The sequence below is a fragment of the Microcoleus sp. AS-A8 genome (assembly GCA_039962225.1).
Classification (GTDB): domain Bacteria; phylum Cyanobacteriota; class Cyanobacteriia; order Cyanobacteriales; family Coleofasciculaceae; genus Allocoleopsis.
In genome coordinates this window covers 613,892-633,530 of record JAMPKV010000001.1, presented here as the reverse complement: position 1 = coordinate 633,530, position 19,639 = coordinate 613,892, and the positions used below count along the sequence as shown (strand labels likewise).

The window sequence follows — 19,639 nt, the reverse complement described above, 5'->3', positions numbered from 1 at the left end:
ATCCTTTATACCCTAAGCCTGACCTAATTCGATGATGTTACCATCTGGGTCTTGAGTAAACAGCGCAGGGCGACCAGACGCGCTCATTTGTAGAGAACAGCCATGTTTTAATAGCTGGCTTTTGGCGGCATCCAAGTCAGCAACGGAGAGGGCGAAGTGGGGGTTCCGTCCCCATTTTTCGGGATTTTGCAGTTTGGGGTGAATGGATGAGTCTACAATCAGGTGAATCTGAAAGTCTCCCACCTGATACCAAACACCGGGATATTTGAGTATTCGCTCTACTTTAGATAATCCTAAAATATTGCCATAAAAATGCTCTGCCTTTTCCAAGTCAGAAACAAGAACAGCGACATGAAGACACCGGGTAATCTGCATCACGAGTTTGAAAGAAAGAATACAAGGGAGGTTGGTCTGATGTCATTAATTTTGACCTAGATCACCTGCCTAGGCGAACATCGATTCAACATCAGCCTGTTTCCACTCCACAACAGGCATCCCCTATTCAACCATCAAGGCGCAGTATCAACATTTCATCAATGATGATGAGGCTCTAAATAGATAAACAAGAAGTAGTACATTCGTTGCTTTCAACGGATGCACTCAACTGTTTGCCAAGGTCAATCCTATTTAAACCATGACTTGGCAATGGAATTATTCCCGACGTCTCAGTATGGTATCTATGTAAAAGGTTAATTTGCTCCAAGACTAACTCAAATTCGTCAGTGGTTGCAGCGCTGAGATTAATTTCCCAGAGAAACGGGCGAACTCGATCTTTTGTGATTACGGCGGGTTCCCAAACTTTAAGTGTGTACCCTGATTCAGTCTGAGTAATGGCGTGAAGAATCTGCATTGATTTGACTTGAATTTTTACTAACAAGCGTTTGTGTTTGAGAGTCGATTACCTTACAGGCATGTGCAAGGTTCAAAAAATACCAATAGGGCAGATTTATTTACTCTGCTCAAACTTTATAAATTGGACTACTTTTACATGGCATGTAGAGTTTTTGCCTAATCCTTAGGGAATGATTTTAGCCTTCATGTTAAATTGTCTTCTTTCCCTAAGAGCTGTTGCTTCAGCCATTTGTCTCAAATGATTTACGCTAATTAGCCGATTTATTTTGCCGTCAATCTGCTAATGTGTACGCCAACCCTTCTTTCTCAGGGCAGCGATTGCCCAAGCCGGAACTCATACGAGGACACCGCAGTCCTACGAACTTACTTTATGTGTAAACTCCACTCAACTCCTGTTCTTACGCCTCAATTTCCAGGTGCCAGGATGATAGTTGCCACTCCGGTAAGATTCAGGCTGTCCTCGTTGTAAAAAACCGTGCGTGCGACCAGATCGAGGTAAACTTTGGAACGGAGTTGGCCTTGCCAAGAGATAGAATCGCCGACTTCACGGTAGGGATATTCGTCTTTGAGCAGTCCACCTAACTCTGCGCCTTTCTCAGTTTTTCCGACATAGGTTAAAGTCGTGCCGGAAATTGTCTCTCCTCGCTGGACTCGGTAAATCACTGGCAGTTTATAAACGATCAGCTTGGATGTACCTTTGTCTGGAATCTGGGGAATCGAACCGGGTTTAGGTGCTATTTGATTCACCGTTAGATCAATAGTACCCGCAAGCTGTAACCGATCTGGGCTAAACCACAAGACGCGATCGCGCAGTTGCACGTCCACCCCCTCTAGAGGACTTCCTTTCCACTCTAGGGAGTCACCATTACGTTTGAAGGCACGCTGTCCTTTAATGCGAACTTCAGCCGTTTTCTCGTCCTTCAATCCGACGTACTCAATATCACTACCGGCCAGGAAAGAATTCACAGGAATACCCTGTTCTATTGGGCCTTTGTAAATCACCATGCCTTTCGGAACACGTTGACCGATAGGTAATTTTTCAATGACTCTTTCAACCTCTTTTTGTACACCTTCCGACTCTGGGGTTAGAGTTGGTGTGGAGCTTTTGTCAGGAGGCCCCGATCCACAAGCGGAAAGTATAGTGATCAATGCAATAATTCCAAAACTTGAAATGAAAAATCCTACCGGAGTTTTCCGATATTTCATATTTTCTTCAAATACTATTATTTAAACAATTGATAAAATGTTCAAAAATTTAATCTCTGAAAATTATTCAATTTTGCGTCAAGTTCATCCCTAGTATGTAAGTTTTTCTGGAATGCCTTTAGCTGTAGAATTTACATTCTTTAGAGTGATTCCTTGCACAACCAAGACAGAGCAAAGGGCATGATGCACCACATAATTACTCACACTTCCTAACAAAATTTCTGATAGCCATCGGTGGCCTCGACGACCGATAACAATTAAATCGGCTCCCCAGTTTTGGGCGACCTTACAAATCAGTGAGCCAGCCTCTCCAAGCTGGCAGTCCAATTCACTAGGAACATTCTTTAATCTGGCTTGGTGACAATAAGTTTGCAGCCAACTCTGAGCTTTCTCAATTTCTTGTTGAAGATGCTCTCGATGGAGCCGATGGAAGTTTCCATACAAGTCGATATCAGCCAATGTCCCAATAAAGGGAGTCCACTGTTCATTGGCATCCCAGCTCAGAGTGTGAAACAACAAAAGATGGCTTTCCTCTATTTGGGCTATCTCTAGAGCTTGTTCAAACACTACGAGGGATTGAGGTGAGCGATCAAGAGCAACCAGAATTTTGTTGACAGCCATAATCTTTCCCTCCTCAGGGATGAATGGGCTACATAGCCACAGTTGCCATTATTGCTATGCTTTTTAAGCGAATAACGGGTCAGAGAGCGACCTAAAGAATTGCACGATCAGCATCACTATTCACTCAATGCTCTCTGAGACGGATATCGGCGTACTTATAATCATCTCCTAAATTTCTTATGACCGATAGAGTTTGTAAGATTCTTTTACTTATCTCTCAACAAAGTGTAAAACTTATGAGCTTTGACGAAGGCTACAAGTAAGGATATTTTCTCCGCAAGGACTACAATCCTGCGAAGGTTTGCTTCGGTGTGTCAGCTAATCCGACCAAAAATATAAAATTATTAAAAATGACATTCCTAAAGCTTCATAAAATTCTATGGTCATATCCTTTGCAGGTACCCTGAAATGAGGAAGGGCAGCCCTTGTGGCTGCCCCTAAATTCCTCTAGGGAGAAAAGCCGATAATGCTATCGCGTTGTCCCACCCGGTTGCACGAGTAGGAGAAGTGAACAATTGAGGAAAAGAACTTGTCATTAAAGGGAGGCAAAGCCTAGACTGACTGAATCTTCGCTAGAGGAATCACGGACTTGATTGTTATCTTCTCTAACACAAGTCCATTCTTCTTCGATATAGTTCAAATCGGCTTGTTTAGCTACATAGTTTTCCACATAACCACAACGAACACAAACATAGGTATCGAGATAGGCGTAACGATTGCCGAAGTTGCCTGAACCTATGGTCATTGTATTGAGAGCCGGAAATTTTCGATTCGTGTTACTAAAAACTTCATGCGAACCACACTTAGGACATTGCCCATTTTTCATGAAATGACTACCTTAGCGTTACAACCTAGCTAAATTCTTTTTTCCTCAGTCGTGCGACCCCATCGGGATAATTTGCTATCGTGGCAAAAAAAGTTGCGTGGGAGTACTCTTGCCTAGGGTTGGACAGGCGGAAAGTCTACCTTGAGGTAGGCCAGGGCTTGTATTTTTCGACTAGAGTAATTAGAGAGTATACCTACACTCCCTTAAGTGCCCAAAATCTACGGTAAATCAGTCGAGTTTTTGCTAAATTTTTTGGGGAAACTACTTCCCAAAATTAGAGAAACATGTCAGTATTCATTAAATCCGGTAAGTTGATGTATTTACCGTAGATTAATAGGAGTATTTTCATGAGTCAGTGGCAACGCCTTCCCCAAGCGGGGAGGCACTTAATAGGGCAAATTATTAATAGTGTTCTTAAGGCTGTGCCAGGGATTGAGCAGGGTAGGCAGCAAAGAAGTCGGCTAAACTACAGTTCTCGGCGGGGGTTTCTATCCCTGTTTCTTGTGGGAGTCAGCTTGAGTGTCGCAATCTCAGCTTGCTCTGGGGAAGGGAACAACAGCACAACCGCACCCAACAATTCTGCTAATAGCGGAGCGAGTCAGAAAAAAGACGTGGAGATAACCCTTGTCTCTTTCGCCGTAACCAAAGCTGCCCACGACCAAATCATTCCCAAATTTGCTGAACAGTGGAAGAAAGAACATAACCAAAACGTCACCTTCCAGCAAAGCTACGGGGGTTCAGGTTCCCAAACTCGTGCTGTGATTGATGGCTTGGAAGCCGATGTGGTACACCTCGCCCTCGCCCTTGACACCAAGAAAATAGAGAAAGCTGGCCTGATTCAACCCGGTTGGGAGCAAGAATCCCCTAACGAAGCCATTGTTAGCAAATCTGTAGGTGCTATCGTCACCCGCGAAGGAAATCCCAAAAAGATTAGCACTTGGGCAGACTTGGCTAAACCAGGCATAAAAGTGATTACCGCTAACCCCAAAACCTCAGGCGGCGCACGCTGGAACTTTTTGGCTTTCTGGGGCGCTGTGACAAAAACAGGTGGGGATGAAAATAAAGCACTAGACTTCACGAAACAAGTCTTTAAGAACGTCCCCGTACTGCCTAGAGATGCGCGGGAAGCCACGGACGTATTCTTCAAGCAAGGTCAAGGCGATGCTCTCATCAACTACGAAAACGAGATGATTCTGGCGAAGCAGCAAGGTGAAAATCTTCCCTATGTTGTGCCGGATGTCAATATCTCCATCGATAATCCCGTTGCTGTGGTAGACAAAAACGTGGATAAACATGGGACGCGTGAAGTTGCCGAAGCCTTTGTCAAATTCCTATATACGCCAGAAGCACAACGAGAATTTGCCAAGGTAGGATTTCGTCCTGTTGACCCCACTGTCGAAAAAGAAACGCAAACCCAATACCCCAAAATCAAAACCCTCTACACGGTTAAGGATTTAGGGGGATGGGACAAGATCCAAAAGCAATTCTTTGATGACGGCGCTGTCTTCGACAAAATTCAAGCGGGCAAGTAGAAATCAAAAAAGATTGCAGGATAAAACAGGCTCAAGGATGAAGTAGGAAGGATAAAAAAGGCGGCTGCAATCCGGCTGTTTTCCTGATTAGACAGGTATCCTTTCTACCCTTCATCTTTCATATTTCACACTTTATCCTTCATTCTTCACACTTCACTCTTCATTCTTTACTCCTCATCCTTTTTCACAATGGCTATATCTTCTCCCTTCCAGCCCACTCCGGTTGGGAAAACTTCAATGGCTCCAGTGAGCAAATTCTCTTGGGCTTGGGGAATCACAATCGGGTATCTCACCCTGATGCTATTTGTGCCAACGTTGGCTATGTTACTCAAAGCCAGTACTGAAGGGCCGATTAATTTCTGGAAAATTGCTACGAGTGAGGTTGCTCTATCCACTTATGATGTAACCTTTGTCACCGCCTTGCTAGCGGGACTGGTGAATGGCGTGTTTGGCACGCTGATTGCCTGGGTTTTGGTTCGCTATAACTTTCCATTCAAAAAGATTATCGATGCCGTAATCGATTTGCCCTTTGCTTTGCCTACCGCTGTTGCTGGTTTAACACTGGCAACGGTTTACAGCAATAACGGATGGATTGGTTCCCTCTTGGCTCCTTTTGGGATAAAGGTTTCCTTCACTCGCTTGGGGGTGTGGGTAGCGATGGTGTTTATTTCGCTGCCCTTTGTGGTGCGAACGGTGCAGCCAGTTCTTACAGAAATGGAAAAAGAAATTGAAGAAGCCGCTTGGGCTTTGGGAGCTTCTCAATGGCAGACCTTCTGGCGAGTGATTTTGCCCCCCTTAATTCCATCCATCTTGACGGGTGTCGCCCTGGGGTTTGCACGAGCGGTTGGAGAGTATGGCTCGACGGTAATTGTGGCTTCTAACATCCCGTATAAAGATTTAATCGCACCGGTATTGGTTTTCCAACGCTTGGAACAGTACGACTATTCGGGAGCTACCGTAATTGGTACCGTGTTGTTGGTGATTTCGCTGTTAATCCTATTGGCCATTAACCTTTTGCAAGCTTGGGGAAGACGCTATGCATAATTTAGAACCCTCGTTGCACCATGATACGCCTCCTGGCAAGGACGTTTCCCCAACGAAGCAAAGGAACTGGGTTCCCGTTGTGCTCATCGGGGTAGCAGTCACCTACCTGAGCTTAATGTTGTTAATCCCGGCGGTCAATGTGTTCGTGCAAGCGTTTAGCAAGGGCTTTGGGACGTTTTTATCACAGATGACGAAGCCCCACTTTCTCCATGCGGCGCAGCTTACGCTGTATTTAGCGCTAATTACCGTCCCGTTAAATACCGTATTTGGTCTGTGTGCCGCTTGGGTGCTCGCTCGGAAAAAATTCCGTGGACGCGCTTTAATCCTGAGCATTATTGACCTGCCTTTTTCCATCTCACCCGTGGTGGCAGGGTTGATGATTGTCTTGCTCTATGGGCGGAACGGTTGGTTTGGGCCGTTTTTAGAAGCTCACGATATTAAGATTGTTTTTGCCTTCCCTGCAATGGTACTGGCAACCGCCTTTATCACTATGCCCTTTGTGGCTCGTGAAGTGATTCCGGTTTTGGATGAGGTTGGTTTTGATCAAGAAGAATGTGCCAAGACTCTGGGGGCGAATGATTGGCAAATCTTCTGGCGCGTCACTCTGCCGAATATTCGCTGGGGCTTACTCTATGGTGTGATTTTGACTAATGCTAGAGCAATGGGTGAATTCGGTGCGATCGCTGTTGTATCTGGTAACATTACGGGTAAAACTCAACCTCTACCGCTCTTTGTGGAAGAGGCTTACAAGCAATATGAGACTCAAGCGGCTTACTCGGCTGCTGTATTGCTCACTTTGCTAGCGGTTGTCACGATCATCGCCAAGGAAATTTTAGAGCGTAGAACGACGCGTCGTTCTGGTGTTCATTAAAGTTAAGATAGCCGATTAGCGATCGCTCATTTATTCCTAATAATTGATAAGCTTGAGCCAATAGGGGCGCACGGTTGTGCGCCCTTATTGTTTGTATATTTTTGTTTTAGGGGCAGATGATTGATTTTGCAGACCGGGTCTATCACGAGATAGATTAGAAAAGCCCAAGTTGGCTATATATTATTTTTTCCTCAAAAGTTGAGTACGAATCAGGTAATCACCCGTCAAAATCCTTTTAGTCAGGCACTCAATTTGAGGCAGCACAACTTTTAATTTACTTTTTCTGTGGATAGCGCTACACAATTCCTCTAAGGCTGTGAGCTCACAGCCTACTAAATCAAACGGGCACAGCAGTAGGTACATGACTTTTGGACGAGTCAATAAACAAGCACAACGATGGCTAATCAACAATTGATTTCAGAGAGAGAGACAGAACGTCTTAATGCCTTGCGTCGTTATGAAATTCTGGATACACCTCCTGATGGGGCTTTTGACCGCATAACCTCAATTGCGGCTAGATTATTTAAAGTACCAATTGCGATTGTCAGTTTGGTGGATAGCGATCGCATTTGGTTCAAGTCTCATCATGGTCTCGAGGTTCAGCAAATTGATCGAGCACCAGGATTGTGTGCATCGGCAATTTTTTCTGATGATATTTATGCCATTACGGATGCGGCCAAAGATTTGCGTTCGTTAACAAATCCGCTCGTGGTGGGCGAGATGGGCTTACGCTTTTATGCCGCTGCTCCGTTACGAACCTACGACGGTCATAACTTGGGAACTTTGTGCGTGATTGACAAAAAATTACGGTCTATTTCCTCTGAGGAAATGTCAATCTTAAGGGACTTAGCCGCCGTGGTTATGGATGAGATTGAGTTGCGATTGGCTGCCCAGAAAGTGGATCAGTTAAATATCGAATTAGCCAAAGCCAAAGAAGCCGCAGAAGTAGCCAATGTTGCCAAGAGTACGTTTATCGCTAACATGAGCCACGAATTGCGCTCACCCCTCAATGTGATTCTTGGCTTTACCCAATTGATGACGAAGAGTCCAACAATAGCTTCAGAACAACAGGAAAACCTTCGGATTATAGCGCGTAGTGGTGAACATTTACTAGCCCTAATCAACCAAGTCTTAGATTTATCCAAAATTGAAGCTGGACGTACCACCCTCAACGAAAAAAACTTCGATCTCCATCGCCTACTGGATGATTTGGAAGATATGTTTCAACTCAAAGCTGATGAGCGGCATTTGCAGTTAGTGTTTGAACGAAATCCTGACATTCCTCAATATGTGAGAACTGATGAAGTCAAATTACGGCAAATTTTGATTAATCTGCTGAACAACGCGATTAAGTTTACCCAAGAAGGTGGAGTATGTGTAAGAGTTAAACGGCAAAAATCCAACGAGGAAACCAAAGAAAATGTTTCTAAGTTAAAATTAAATTTCGAGATTGAAGATACGGGCGCTGGTATTGCTCAAGATGACTTAGAGTCCATTTTTGAAGCATTTGTTCAAAGCCAAACGGGTAAAGAAGCCCAAGAAGGGACAGGGTTAGGTTTGCCCATAGCCCGTAAATTCATACAATTAATGGATGGTGAAATCACTGTTAGTACTGAAGTGGGACGTGGGACAATTTTCAAATTTGATATTGCCATCAGCAAAGCTGATACTGCCAACATCGAAACTCAATTGGCAATGCGCCAAATCATTGCCCTAGAGCCCAATCAACCCCGTTATCGGATTCTGATTGTCGATGACAAATGGAGTAATCGTCAACTGTTAATTAAATTGCTTTCTCCTCTGGGCTTTGAACTGAAGGAAGCGAGCAACGGCAAAGAAGCCATTGAGGTGTGGGACACCTGGGAACCCCATTTAATCTGGATGGATATGCGGATGCCGATCCTGGATGGCTATGAAGCGACCAAACACATCAAAGCGGCAACCAAAGGTCAAGCTACCGCGATTATTGCCCTAACGGCTAGTACGTTAGAAGAAGATCGCGCTATAGTCCTGTCGGCTGGTTGTGATGCTTTTGTGCGTAAGCCATTCCGCGAGGCTGATATCTTGGACGCGATGAACAAACATATTGGCGTGCGCTATATCTACGATGAACCCGCTAACAAACTCAATCCAACCCAATTTGAGTTTGATGCCCTCACTCCAGCTACTCTTAATACTTTACCTGCCCGTTGGGTAGCCGAGTTGCACCAGGCCGTCGCTGCGGCAGATTCCGAATTGGCTTTTAGTCTGATTGAACAACTTGAAGCCAAGGATACCACTTTAGCCAAGATTCTCTCGAACCTAGTTAACGATTTTGAATTCGACAGAATTGAGGATTGGATAGCTCAGAGTTCAAAAAAATAATTTGTTGAATAGCGAACTGTTAACTGTCAGGCGATTGTTCCAATGAACGCCAATATTTTGATTGTCGGTGATACTTTGCTCAGCTTGCAGCTATTATCCAATTTGTTGACTGATTAAGGCTATAAAGTGCGGGAAATACTCAAGGGTCATAAAGCTCTTTCTACAGCCCGGTTAGCCAAACCAGACCTAATTTTGTTGGACATCAAAATGCCTTCTCTGGATGGCTATAAAGTCTGCAAGCAGTTAAAAACAGATGAACAGACCTCGAATATCCCTGTTATTTTTATTAGTGCTTTGAATGAAGCCTTAGATAAGGTTAAAGCCTTTCAATCTGGGGGTGTACATTACATCACAAAGCCGTTCCAAGTGGAAGAAGTTTTAGCGCGGATTGAGAATCAACTAAAAATTCAGTTGCTCTCTAAACAACTCATTAAAAAAATACACAGCTTTCTCAAAACATTATCATGTGTCAAAAGCTTCAAGTTGAGTTAAGCAACCAAAATAAGCTTAGGCAATCCATCTTTAAGTCCACCCCAGCCGCAATTTGCCTGACCGATGAAAATGGATGTTTTGTGGAAGCATTGACAATACCTTAATCATTTTGCAGCACCGACTCAGAGCAGTAGGCGATCACCCCGAAATTGAGGTAATTAAAGATTACAGTCAACTGCCAAAGGTTACCTGTTATGTCAGTCAAGGGACAACATTCCAATTCTCAAGTTGTAGTGATTCGCATTACTGACAATGGTTCTGGGATGAGTGAGGCCGTGCGCCATCAGATATTCGACCCATTTTATAGTACAAAACCTGTGGGAAGTGGCACAGGTTTGGGATTAGCGATCAGCTATCAGATTGTAGTCGAAAAACACCAGGGTCAACTGACTTGTGTTTCTGTCCCCGGAAAAGGCACAGAGATGATTGTAGAGATTCCGGTAAAAGCCTGTATTTAGTGTTTATGCCGAGGACATAGAAACAGGACAACTCCTTTACCTTAAACCTTAACTAAACAAGTAAGGTATTTCTGAACCATTTGCAGTAATTCTTGAGGCTGTGGGGGCTTGCCTAAAAACTCAGTTGCGCCAGATTGAATGGCACGAAAGCGATCCAATTGGGTATTTCGAGCGGTCAGAATAATAATTGGTGTCTTCTTAAACAGGGGGGTCTCCCGCAAAAATTTACAGATGCTATAACCATCGGCATTGGGCAAGTGTAAGTCTAGCAAAATTAGCTCCGGCTTGTGTTCTAGGAGTTGGGAGAATCCGCGCATGGGTTCTGGAATAATCAACACTTGATATCCAGCAGGCATCAAGATTTTTTTTAAGGTGTGAGCCAACACAGGACTATCTTCAATACAAGCGATTAAAGGCTGTGTCTGGGTCGATTCGAGCGCTGTAGTTTCTACTTGGGGGGGCTTGGCGGCAATGGGCTGTTTGAGTGCGGGTACAGGTAAATCAGAAATCTCTTGGAATTGCAGTATGCCCTTCTCAACTGAAGGAATTAAGGAGCGAGTAATCTCAGGCATTGATTGGTGCAGTTGCAAGGCAATATCCCAGAGGGTGAACTGACCGTTAAGATAGCTGTGCGAAACTGAGAGTGATTGAGGGTCTGCACCCTGCCGCAACGTTGGTGCGAGGGTTGGACTCAGGTGATCTAAACCCGTCGCTTGCCATTTTTGCTGCAACTGTACTGTGTTATTGAGGAGTGTCTGTATTTCTTTGCTAGACAAGGCTACAGTTTGGTAGAAAACCGATGTCGTTTTTTGGCTCGGTTTCCAATCACTGTTCAAGTCTGTGCAGTTACTCAGCTCAAACAAACATTCTTGAACAACATTACGAATCACTAACTTGGCTTGGATTAGACTCAGTTGCTTTTGGTTGAATCCTTGAGTGAGAAGCTGGCCTTGCCAAGATTCATTGTCCAATACCTCGGAAGAATCAACACTCCAATTCCAGTTAGGGCACTGCTGTTTTAACGCTCTGTTCCATCGTCTTACGGGATGGATTTTATCTGTAGCATAGAGCAATTTCCCCCGAACCAGATGAAGATTCCAAACAACCGTATCGTTGTGTAAGATGAGTTCTCCGTCACTGAATTTACTGAGGTTGTCTAATGCTTGAGTCAGGTTTTTTGGTATCATTTGTAACAAATTTCAGGAGTATTTTTAGGGCTTGAGATGAAGATGATGCATTCCCCTCAAACTTAAAAGCGGCGCAATTTACTCCTATGGAGTTGCTTGTTGTTGAATTCACACCCCATGATCAAGGCCAAATCCGTCCGTACAGCCGAGAGGATGAATTTCCGCTACAAAAATGAATGATTGTGAGTTGATATAGACGGGAGATCAAAGGGCATCCGTCTTGTTGTCGTTGTTGTTAACAGGCAATCAAACCTAAAACCGTAGATGCTTTCGAGTTGCTCAACGTGTAGATAAAGTTAGACAACTATCGTTGTTGTCTGGTGAAGAACTTATCTCACACAAGAGTTGTTTTTTAGTATCTTACGATACATTTTTGCTGTGAAAGGCATCTAGTTTCTCTTATTTGTCTATATTAATGGGTTCTGAAGCCAAATGCTCAATCAATTTTCAACAGTTAATTCAATCATGCTACTTTTCTACATCGAATTATAAATAATTAATGAATATCACCTCAATCTGTTGCGAATCTTCGCCGAGTGAAATAGCATTAATATAGGCGTCATACAGCGTAGTACAACTAAAAAAATGTCTGGTATACACTCATCGTAAACTAGTCATTGCAATTATCTTACGTCAGCTATCCTACGAGTTGTATAGGCCAGGGCTATCTATTTTTACAGATATAATTGCATCAGTTTTCAATTCCGCCTATTTCTTCTCTAAATCTTGATAGAGGATGAAAATAAATCTAGAGCGGGTTTTGATTAATTGACAAAATCTTTGATGCTAAATATAGCATTTCTATTTGTTTTGTGAACAATTAGCTCGACGCATAGTGTCTTGCCGCAAAGAACACAGAGGACAGAAGAGAGATTTTCACATCTCGAATGAAAACGCTATATCAAAGCGAAAACATCACGAAACCCGTAAAGTCCAGGGTGCAAATTTATCAAGTCAGCAATCAAGTGTTTGCGGAGAGAGCAGATTCCGAAGTTTTGCACCTAATGGGGAGAAAGACTTGTCAATGAATAAAGTTATCAATCAATTTAGAATCATCAATCAACTCCGAATTACAGTCTTAGTCCTGCTTTTATTCGCTCTGTTTAATCTGGTGACTATTTATCGTCAGATCGACAGTATGACGATTGACGGTCGAATCGTGAATTATGCGGGTATCGTGCGCGGAAATAGTCAACGCTTAATTAAGTTAACTCTCTTAGAACAAAATACAGATAGCGTAGTCTCTAAGTTAGACGACATCATTCAAGGACTTATAAAAGGAGATAAAGAACTTAATTTATTTAAAGTTGAAAACCCAGATTTTCAGACCAAAATGTCGCAAATTGAACAATCTTGGGCTAACGTTAAAACAACCTTAACAAGCTATAAAAATAATCCTAAACCCTCAGAAAAAGAACGTCTCCTCAAAGAAAGTGAAGATTACTGGAATTTAACAAATGCCGCCGTATCATCAGCCGAATCATTTGCCAAACATAATGTCCAACTTTCCAAAAATTTGGCTATTATTTTGTTTATTGCCAACCTCGGTATTCTAATAGTCATTTGGAATATTTCTCAATATATTAAATCGAGGCTGACGAGGACGATCAATACCCTGGCTAGTTCTTCAAGTCAGATTTCTGCCACCATCGACGAACAAGAACGCATTGCGAGTCAGCAGGCGGCTTCAGTGAATGAAACCACGACTACGATGGATGAACTAGAAGCCTCTTGCCGACAGGCGGCAGAGCAAGCCAAAGCGGCTGTTACCGCTGCACAACAAGCGCTGGGACTCGCACAGGGAGGTACCCAAGCCGTGGAGGAAACCTTGGAAGGGATGTTTATTTTAGAAAATAAAGTAGGAGCGATCGCCGAACAAATTGTGTATTTGAGCGAACAAGCCGATCAAATTGGCAGTATTTCTCAACTCGTTTCGGACTTAGCCAACAAAACGAACATGTTGGCTTTCAATTCATCTGTGGAAGCCGTTCGTGCTGGAGAGCATGGTAAAGGTTTTTCCGTCGTTGCTAATGAGATTCGTAAATTAGCCGACCAAAGTGAAAAATCCGCTGAAAAAATTAGCGACTTGGTGTCAGAAATTCAGAGCGCCATTAATTCAACCGTGATGGTTACCGATGAAGGTACGAAGACAGTAGCGACGGGAGTACAAAGTGCTCGCAAAACCAATCAAGCCTTCACTGGGGTGGCAGATGCTGTCAATAAAGTGGTTTTGAACAATCAACAAATCTCCCTCAATCTCAAGCAACAAGTCGATGCCATGCAACAAATTGTCGAAGCGATGGAGACAATTAACAAGGGGGCGAAAGAAACCGCAACTGGCATTAGTCAAACCAAATCAGGTACCGCGCAACTGAATGAAGCGGCTTTGGTTCTTAAACGGATCGTTTAAAAAGTCAAAAGCTCACCTCGTCCAATGAGCATCAGCTCAGTGATCCCTTAGCAAGGGGAAGCAAGAAGATAGAGTGATGTAGCCGAGGGGATGCAGAATAGGAAATGCTATGCCGGGGAATTACAAATTAGTCTGAATCAGGACTGCTCGTGATGATAGAAGACGAAGAACTCCGGAATCTGTATCAGATTTCGAGTGAAGAACGTTTACAGCAATTAAAAGCTGGATTGCAACACTTACAAAAATACCCGGATGATGAAACGACCTTAAAAGAATTGCGGCGAGAAGCTCATAGTCTGCGAGGAGATTCTAGAGGCGTCGGGGTAGAAGCTGTCGAAACTCTTGCTTATTGGGTGGAAAAAATATTTGGACACCTCATCCGTCAACAAATTGTTTTCACTCCACCATTGAACGCTCGCCTCGCTCAAGGATTAGCGGCAATTAATGTTTTGGTACAGGAAGCCGTAACTGAGCAATCGAGTGGCGTGGATATAGATGGAGTAATTGAACGATTAAGTGCCGTTATTTCGGAGTCACAACAACCACCGCCAGATGATTCTTTAGACACCCAAGTAGAGCAAAAAGTGGAGCTTGCTTTGCATCAAGCGGCTGTACCTTTTGCGATCGCTCCTGGGGATGGTGCGTTTAGTGCGATCGCATACATTAACAACGAAACCGCTCAATCTTTACCCACCCTGATAGAAGACGAAACACTCCGGGAGTTGTACCAGATTACCAGCCTAGAGCGCTTGCAGAACCTGGAAGCTGGGTTACGGTGCTTAACATTGTATCCGGAGGATGAAACGACTTTAGAAAAATTACAACGGGAAGCCCATAGCCTTACCGGAGACTCGAAAAGTGCTGGGGTAGAAACGGTAGAAATCCTCGCTCGTTCTGTGGAAGAGATTCTCTTAAACCTCAAACAACAACAGATTGTTTTAACCCAACAATTGAGCGATTGCCTGGAACAAGGATTAGCCGCTATTCATTGTTTGGTACAAGAAGCCGTTACCGGTCAACCTAGTGGAGTTGATGTCACTGAAGTTTTTGATGACTTGATGGAAGGGCTTTTGGAGTTACAACAACTACAACCGGATGCTGTTGTCAGCGATGAAGAGGATAAAGACGATCAGGAAGATTTTCGCTTTCAACCCACGATTGATGACCACACCGAGCCATTGATTACATCCCCTTTAAAAGCGGAATTCAAGGGTGACGTTCTCCAAATTTATTCCACCTTTATCGAAGATGAAGATTTTCGAGACATTTATAGAACCACAAGTGAAGAACGTTTGCAGAAACTCGAAGCTGGGTTGCTGCATTTAGAAAAATATCCGAATGATGAAACGACTTTAGAAGAATTGCTGCGGGAAGCGCATAGTCTTAAAGGTGATTCGAGAAGTGCAGACTTGGAATCGGTAGAAACCCTGACTCATGCTGTCGAAGACGTTTTTTTAGGCATCAAACACCAGCAAATAATCTTAACTCCAGAAGTCAGTGATCGGCTGTATCAAGGATTGGATGCGATCGCTTTTTTGGTACATGAAGCCGTGACAGGTCAACACAGTAATGTTGATACTCCTGGAGTATTAAAACAGTTGATGGAAGTTGTTCCGGCATTACCCCTTCCGGAGTCCCTACCTATTCCTGCAGAAACCCTTTCTACCATTCCAGGGATTGCAACTCAAGATATACCCACTCCCGCTATAGGAGTGAATGAACCCTATCGCATCGACACCATTCGCGTTCCCACTCGCGAACTCGATGCCTTAATGATACAAGCGGAGGAATTAACCGTCACCAAAATCCAAATTGCTCACGCTACCGCTGAAATTGAGGAATTAGAACGTCAGTGGAATAAGTGGAAAGCCTTTAATAAAAAGCAACATCGTCAACCTTCATCTTTGGGGACTAATCCTTATCAAGAGAGTATACAAAAAGCGATCGACAGATTGAGCCTATTAGCTCAGGAAAATAGCAGCAAACTCAACTTAATTGCTGAGGACTTAAGAGAAAAAATTAGTAATTTACGGCTGCTGCCTCTATCCACCCTGTTTCAGTTTTTTACCCGTACCGTGCGGGATTTAGCAAAACAGCAAGCCAAAGAAGTGGAATTAATTATTGAAGGAGGCGAAACAACAGCCGACAAACGCATTCTCGAAGAAATGAAAGACTCCTTGATGCACCTGATCCGTAATGCGATCGACCATGGCATCGAGACTCCCGCCGAACGCGAAAAATTGGGTAAACCTTCCGTCGCTACGATTTGGTTGAGAGGTTACCAAAGTACTCACCATATCGTCATTGAAATAGCCGATGATGGACGCGGATTAGATATCGAAAAGATTAAACAAACTGCCGTTAAACGCAAGCTTTATCTCCTACAAGAATTGGAAAGCATGACGTCCAGCCAAGTCTACTCTCTAATCTTTGCTCCTGGCTTTTCAACCCGAAGTTTTATTACAGAAATTTCTGGTAGAGGCATTGGATTAGATGTAGTCCGCACTAATGTCGAGCGGCTCAAAGGTAACATTGAAATTGAATCAAACCCCGGTCAAGGATGCACATTTCGCCTTCAGTTAGGCAAGTCTCTGGCAACCCTTAATACATTGCTGTTCAAGGTAAAAGGAATTATCCATGCTCTACCGATGGAGTATGTGCCGGGAAGTTTATTGGTTTCCCAAGATGAGATTGCTACGATTGAAGGTCGAGAGGCGATTACCTGGAATAATCAAATACTTCCAGTTGCTGATTTAAGCGATTTGCTCCAAATTTCTAACTCTCCTGGTTATATTCCCAGAGCAAAGGTTGAACCACAAACAAACGATTTGCGGACTTGTATCCTACTCAAGGTTGGCAAAGAACAAGCTGGATTTTTTGTTGATCGCCTATTAGATACACAAGAGGTATTCATCAAACCTCAGAGCCAATTATTAAAGCGAGTGCGTAACATCATGGGCGCAACAATTCTTCCTTCGGGGGAAGTTTGCATGATTCTAAATCCCCCAGATTTACTTCAATCATTGCAAAAACAGACTGGAACTCCTAGTTTAATTAAACCGAAGACAACTACCCTAAAAAAGCCCACCATTCTCCTGGTAGAAGACTCCATTTATGTTCGGACTCAAGAACAACGGCTCTTAGAAAAAGCGGGTTATGAAGTGGTGATAGCTGTTGATGGATTAGATGGTTATCGCCAACTCAAAAAACGTAATTTTGATGCAGTAATCTCTGATGTGGAAATGCCTAATCTAGATGGACTTTCGCTCACTGCCAAAATTCGACAGAATCGCGAATATAAAGATTTACCCATTATTTTGGTCACCACACTGAATTCAGATGAAGATAAAATCAGGGGAGCTGAGGCCGGGGCTAATGCTTACGTGATCAAAGGTAAGTTTAATCAAAATTTTCTTTTAGAAACGTTAGAAAAATTTGTTTAAAATTTATTTGTAATTTCTATGAAGTATAAAATACTGCCAATGTCTATACGAGTTTTGTTAGTAGAAGATTCACCCGTTACTCTAGTCATTTTAAGAAAAATTCTCAATTCATCACCGCAGATTGAAGTAGTAGGAGAAGCTCGTACTGGAGTAGAAGCTTTGCAACTGATTCCCCAAGTTCATCCAGATGTCATTTGCACAGATCTGCATATGCCCCAAATGGATGGTTTAGAGTTTACATCTGAAGTTATGGCACTCTATCCTCGACCGATTTTAGTAATTAGTTCCTGGGTGCAGGAAGAGGATGCTCTTCAGGTTTTTCAGCTTTTAGAAGCAGGAGCATTGGATATTTTCCCTAAGCCAGCCGCTGGACTGTCAACAGAGAATCAATTACTCAATCAAGAATTAATCAATAAGATTCAAATTTTATCGGGAGTAAAAGTATTTAAGAAAAAACGCAAGTCCCCCTCTCCAGTTAAATGCTTAGATAATTTTTCTTCTAAGTCTTATGTAAAACCAAAAATTGTAGTCATTGGTGCCTCTACAGGTGGCCCCCAAGCCATCAACGAACTATTCGCTCAACTCCCCTCAAATTTTCCCGTACCAGTGATTTGCGTTCAACATATTTGTGTAGGTTTTTTGCAGGGATTCCTGGATTGGCTAGCCAGCAGTTGTCGGTTGCCCATTCAAATTGCTAAACCGGGAAATATACCCAAACCAGGAACGATTTACTTTCCCCCAGAACATCAGCATTTAGAATTAGATAAACAGGGTCGCTTTATCTGTTCTAATTCACCGCCATTGGACGGACATTGCCCTTCTATAACGGTTACTTTTAAATCTGTAGCCAAGTTCTATGGCAGGGCAACAGTGGGAATATTATTGACGGGTATGGGTAAAGATGGGGCAGAAGGAATGCATTGCATCGCCCAAGCGGGAGGTTTAACGATTGCCCAAGATGAAGCCACTTCTGTAATTTTTGGTATGCCGAAAGAAGCGATCAATTTGGGAGCTGCTCAACTCGTTTTACCGATTCATGCGATCGCGCCCAAATTGCTGGATTTTCTGCATAAACAGTCGCTTTTATCTGCGAAGTAGTCGGTAAGTTTTAGAACTAGTTAAACGGATGGATTATCTTATAAATTAGATACCCTTCACGCTTATAAATTACAAGAGATTAAGCAACTGTTTCAATTAAGGATTATTGGAAAATTAAAGTGTTAAATTCACCGTCTTTAAGCAAAGGGTTAATAGAAGCTTTTATCCGCTTGATCGCCAAACATACGGGCCTGGAAATTAGAGAGCGAGACAAAGTCGCCTTAAGCGAGAAAATTGTTTTAAGAATGAAGGCTCTTAAATTAGATATTCCTCAAAATTACTATCAATTGTTAAATTCATCAATTTCTGAAAATCAGCAAGAATGGAAAGAATTAGTGAGTTTATTAACTAATATTGAAACCTATTTCTTTAGAGATAAAGACCAGTTTTTTCTACTGCGAAATCATATTTTGCCAGAATTAATTCAACGCAAACAAAATCAAAAAATCATTCGTATTTGTAGTGCAGGATGCTCATCTGGAGAAGAACCTTATTCTCTGGCTATTCTTCTCAAAGAGCTTCTTCCCAATCTCGAAGAATGGAATATCATGATTCTAGGAATAGATATTAATCAAGAAGTCTTACAAAAAGCGAAACTCGGCGTTTATCGACCTTGGTCATTTAGACGCGTTGATGGGGAAATCGTGCAGCAGCATTTTCAACTCATTAACCATCAATATCAGCTCAACGCCTCAATTAAGCAGATGGTCAAGTTTCAAAACTTCAATTTAGTCCAAGAATTATTTCCTCACTCTAATTCTGAGCTACAAGACCTTGATTTAATTCTTTGCCGTAATGTTTTCATCTATTTTGAACCTTCAGCTATAGCCCAAGTTTTACAAAAATTCTACAATGCTCTCCAGCCATTAGGATATCTGATTACAGGCCATGCTGAACTCTACGGACAGAATTTAAGTCAGTTTCAGACAAAGGTATTTCCAGAATCAGTCGTGTATCAAAAACTAACTGATAGTTTAATTGATACCCATAGAGTATCTCTTGCCCATGAAAAAAATTATATTTTTGCAGAACAATCCTTGAGAGAATTGGACAATGAAACGCTCGAAATCGCTTTAGAGAAAAATAATATTAAAATGCAGCAGACCGCGCTTAATCTTCTTAAACAATTACCGCCTGAAACTCAAATTCCTAAATTGGGTAATCTAACCGCAGCTCAGCTTATTTCCCAACTTGAACAAGGCTTACAAGTCATTAATCAGGAATCCCCCTAAAAA

Annotated in this window: 14 protein-coding genes and 1 pseudogene; 10 read left to right on the top strand and 5 right to left on the bottom strand. The window is 42.8% G+C overall.

The features are described from left to right. Nucleotides 1-12: 12 nt before the first annotated feature. The 4 genes from NDI48_02435 to NDI48_02420 all read right to left on the bottom strand — a co-directional run bounded on the left by NDI48_02435 (nt 13) and on the right by NDI48_02420 (nt 3,505). Entirely contained in the window at nt 13-375 is a 363-nt protein-coding gene (locus NDI48_02435; protein ID MEP0830058.1) for a VOC family protein, read from the bottom strand. A gap of 882 nt (nt 376-1,257) precedes the next feature. After that, nucleotides 1,258-2,001 carry a hypothetical protein gene (locus tag NDI48_02430; protein MEP0830057.1) on the bottom strand — a complete coding sequence of 248 codons (744 nt, stop codon included), beginning with the start codon at nt 1,999-2,001 and terminating at the stop codon, nt 1,258-1,260. A gap of 147 nt (nt 2,002-2,148) precedes the next feature. Continuing rightward, on the bottom strand, nt 2,149-2,679 hold the full coding sequence (locus tag NDI48_02425) for a universal stress protein (GenBank protein ID MEP0830056.1): 531 nt from the start codon (nt 2,677-2,679) through the stop codon (nt 2,149-2,151). Between the two features lie 535 nt (nt 2,680-3,214). Then, nucleotides 3,215-3,505: a hypothetical protein gene (locus NDI48_02420; GenBank protein MEP0830055.1), complete on the bottom strand. Its 291-nt coding sequence runs from the start codon at nt 3,503-3,505 to the stop codon at nt 3,215-3,217. A 347-nt stretch (nt 3,506-3,852) separates the two neighbouring features. Between NDI48_02420 and NDI48_02415 the strand changes: the two genes are divergently transcribed. The 6 genes and pseudogenes from NDI48_02415 to NDI48_02390 all read left to right on the top strand — a co-directional run bounded on the left by NDI48_02415 (nt 3,853) and on the right by NDI48_02390 (nt 10,266). Further along, complete coding sequence (locus tag NDI48_02415; GenBank protein ID MEP0830054.1) at nt 3,853-5,037, top strand: sulfate ABC transporter substrate-binding protein; 1,185 nt, start codon at nt 3,853-3,855, stop codon at nt 5,035-5,037. Nucleotides 5,038-5,226: 189 nt separating this feature from the next. Beyond that, nucleotides 5,227-6,081 carry a sulfate ABC transporter permease subunit CysT gene (gene cysT, locus NDI48_02410; protein MEP0830053.1) on the top strand — a complete coding sequence of 285 codons (855 nt, stop codon included), beginning with the start codon at nt 5,227-5,229 and terminating at the stop codon, nt 6,079-6,081. After that, entirely contained in the window at nt 6,074-6,952 is an 879-nt protein-coding gene (cysW, locus tag NDI48_02405; GenBank protein MEP0830052.1) for a sulfate ABC transporter permease subunit CysW, read from the top strand. Before cysT ends, cysW begins: the two co-directional genes overlap by 8 nt. A 396-nt stretch (nt 6,953-7,348) precedes the next feature. Further along, complete coding sequence (locus tag NDI48_02400; GenBank protein ID MEP0830051.1) at nt 7,349-9,316, top strand: ATP-binding protein; 1,968 nt, start codon at nt 7,349-7,351, stop codon at nt 9,314-9,316. Between the two features lie 126 nt (nt 9,317-9,442). Next, complete coding sequence (locus tag NDI48_02395) at nt 9,443-9,808, top strand: response regulator (GenBank protein ID MEP0830050.1); 366 nt, start codon at nt 9,443-9,445, stop codon at nt 9,806-9,808. Between the two features lie 88 nt (nt 9,809-9,896). Further along, nucleotides 9,897-10,266, top strand: a pseudogene (locus tag NDI48_02390) (HAMP domain-containing histidine kinase). 41 nt (nt 10,267-10,307) lie between these two features. Here the strand turns inward: NDI48_02390 and NDI48_02385 are convergent. Further along, nucleotides 10,308-11,453 carry a response regulator gene (locus NDI48_02385; GenBank protein MEP0830049.1) on the bottom strand — a complete coding sequence of 382 codons (1,146 nt, stop codon included), beginning with the start codon at nt 11,451-11,453 and terminating at the stop codon, nt 10,308-10,310. 1,024 nt (nt 11,454-12,477) lie between these two features. Between NDI48_02385 and NDI48_02380 the strand changes: the two genes are divergently transcribed. The 4 genes from NDI48_02380 (at nt 12,478) to NDI48_02365 (ending at nt 19,636) form a co-directional block, all read left to right on the top strand. Further along, a complete protein-coding gene (locus NDI48_02380; protein ID MEP0830048.1) occupies nt 12,478-13,863 on the top strand; it encodes a methyl-accepting chemotaxis protein in 1,386 nt (461 codons plus the stop codon). Between the two features lie 152 nt (nt 13,864-14,015). Then, nucleotides 14,016-17,306, top strand: coding sequence for an Hpt domain-containing protein (locus NDI48_02375; protein ID MEP0830047.1), 3,291 nt, complete (start codon nt 14,016-14,018; stop codon nt 17,304-17,306). Between the two features lie 39 nt (nt 17,307-17,345). After that, on the top strand, nt 17,346-18,404 hold the full coding sequence (gene cheB / locus NDI48_02370; protein MEP0830046.1) for a chemotaxis-specific protein-glutamate methyltransferase CheB: 1,059 nt from the start codon (nt 17,346-17,348) through the stop codon (nt 18,402-18,404). Between the two features lie 119 nt (nt 18,405-18,523). Beyond that, nucleotides 18,524-19,636 (top strand): protein-glutamate O-methyltransferase CheR, encoded by a 1,113-nt coding sequence (locus tag NDI48_02365; protein ID MEP0830045.1) that lies wholly within the window; start codon nt 18,524-18,526, stop codon nt 19,634-19,636. Nucleotides 19,637-19,639: the final 3 nt, after the last annotated feature.

Bases quoted from the DNA above. Each gene is read 5' to 3' on its own strand.
- NDI48_02435 (MEP0830058.1), bottom strand. From the start codon at position 375: ATGCAGATTACCCGGTGTCTTCATGTCGCTGTTCTTGTTTCTGACTTG.
- NDI48_02425 (MEP0830056.1), bottom strand. From the start codon at position 2,679: ATGGCTGTCAACAAAATTCTGGTTGCTCTTGATCGCTCACCTCAATCC.
- NDI48_02420 (MEP0830055.1), bottom strand. From the start codon at position 3,505: ATGAAAAATGGGCAATGTCCTAAGTGTGGTTCGCATGAAGTTTTTAGT.
- NDI48_02415 (MEP0830054.1), top strand. From the start codon at position 3,853: ATGAGTCAGTGGCAACGCCTTCCCCAAGCGGGGAGGCACTTAATAGGG.
- cysT (MEP0830053.1), top strand. From the start codon at position 5,227: ATGGCTATATCTTCTCCCTTCCAGCCCACTCCGGTTGGGAAAACTTCA.
- cysW (MEP0830052.1), top strand. From the start codon at position 6,074: ATGCATAATTTAGAACCCTCGTTGCACCATGATACGCCTCCTGGCAAG.
- NDI48_02400 (MEP0830051.1), top strand. From the start codon at position 7,349: ATGGCTAATCAACAATTGATTTCAGAGAGAGAGACAGAACGTCTTAAT.
- NDI48_02385 (MEP0830049.1), bottom strand. From the start codon at position 11,453: ATGATACCAAAAAACCTGACTCAAGCATTAGACAACCTCAGTAAATTC.
- NDI48_02380 (MEP0830048.1), top strand. From the start codon at position 12,478: ATGAATAAAGTTATCAATCAATTTAGAATCATCAATCAACTCCGAATT.
- NDI48_02375 (MEP0830047.1), top strand. From the start codon at position 14,016: ATGATAGAAGACGAAGAACTCCGGAATCTGTATCAGATTTCGAGTGAA.
- cheB (MEP0830046.1), top strand. From the start codon at position 17,346: ATGTCTATACGAGTTTTGTTAGTAGAAGATTCACCCGTTACTCTAGTC.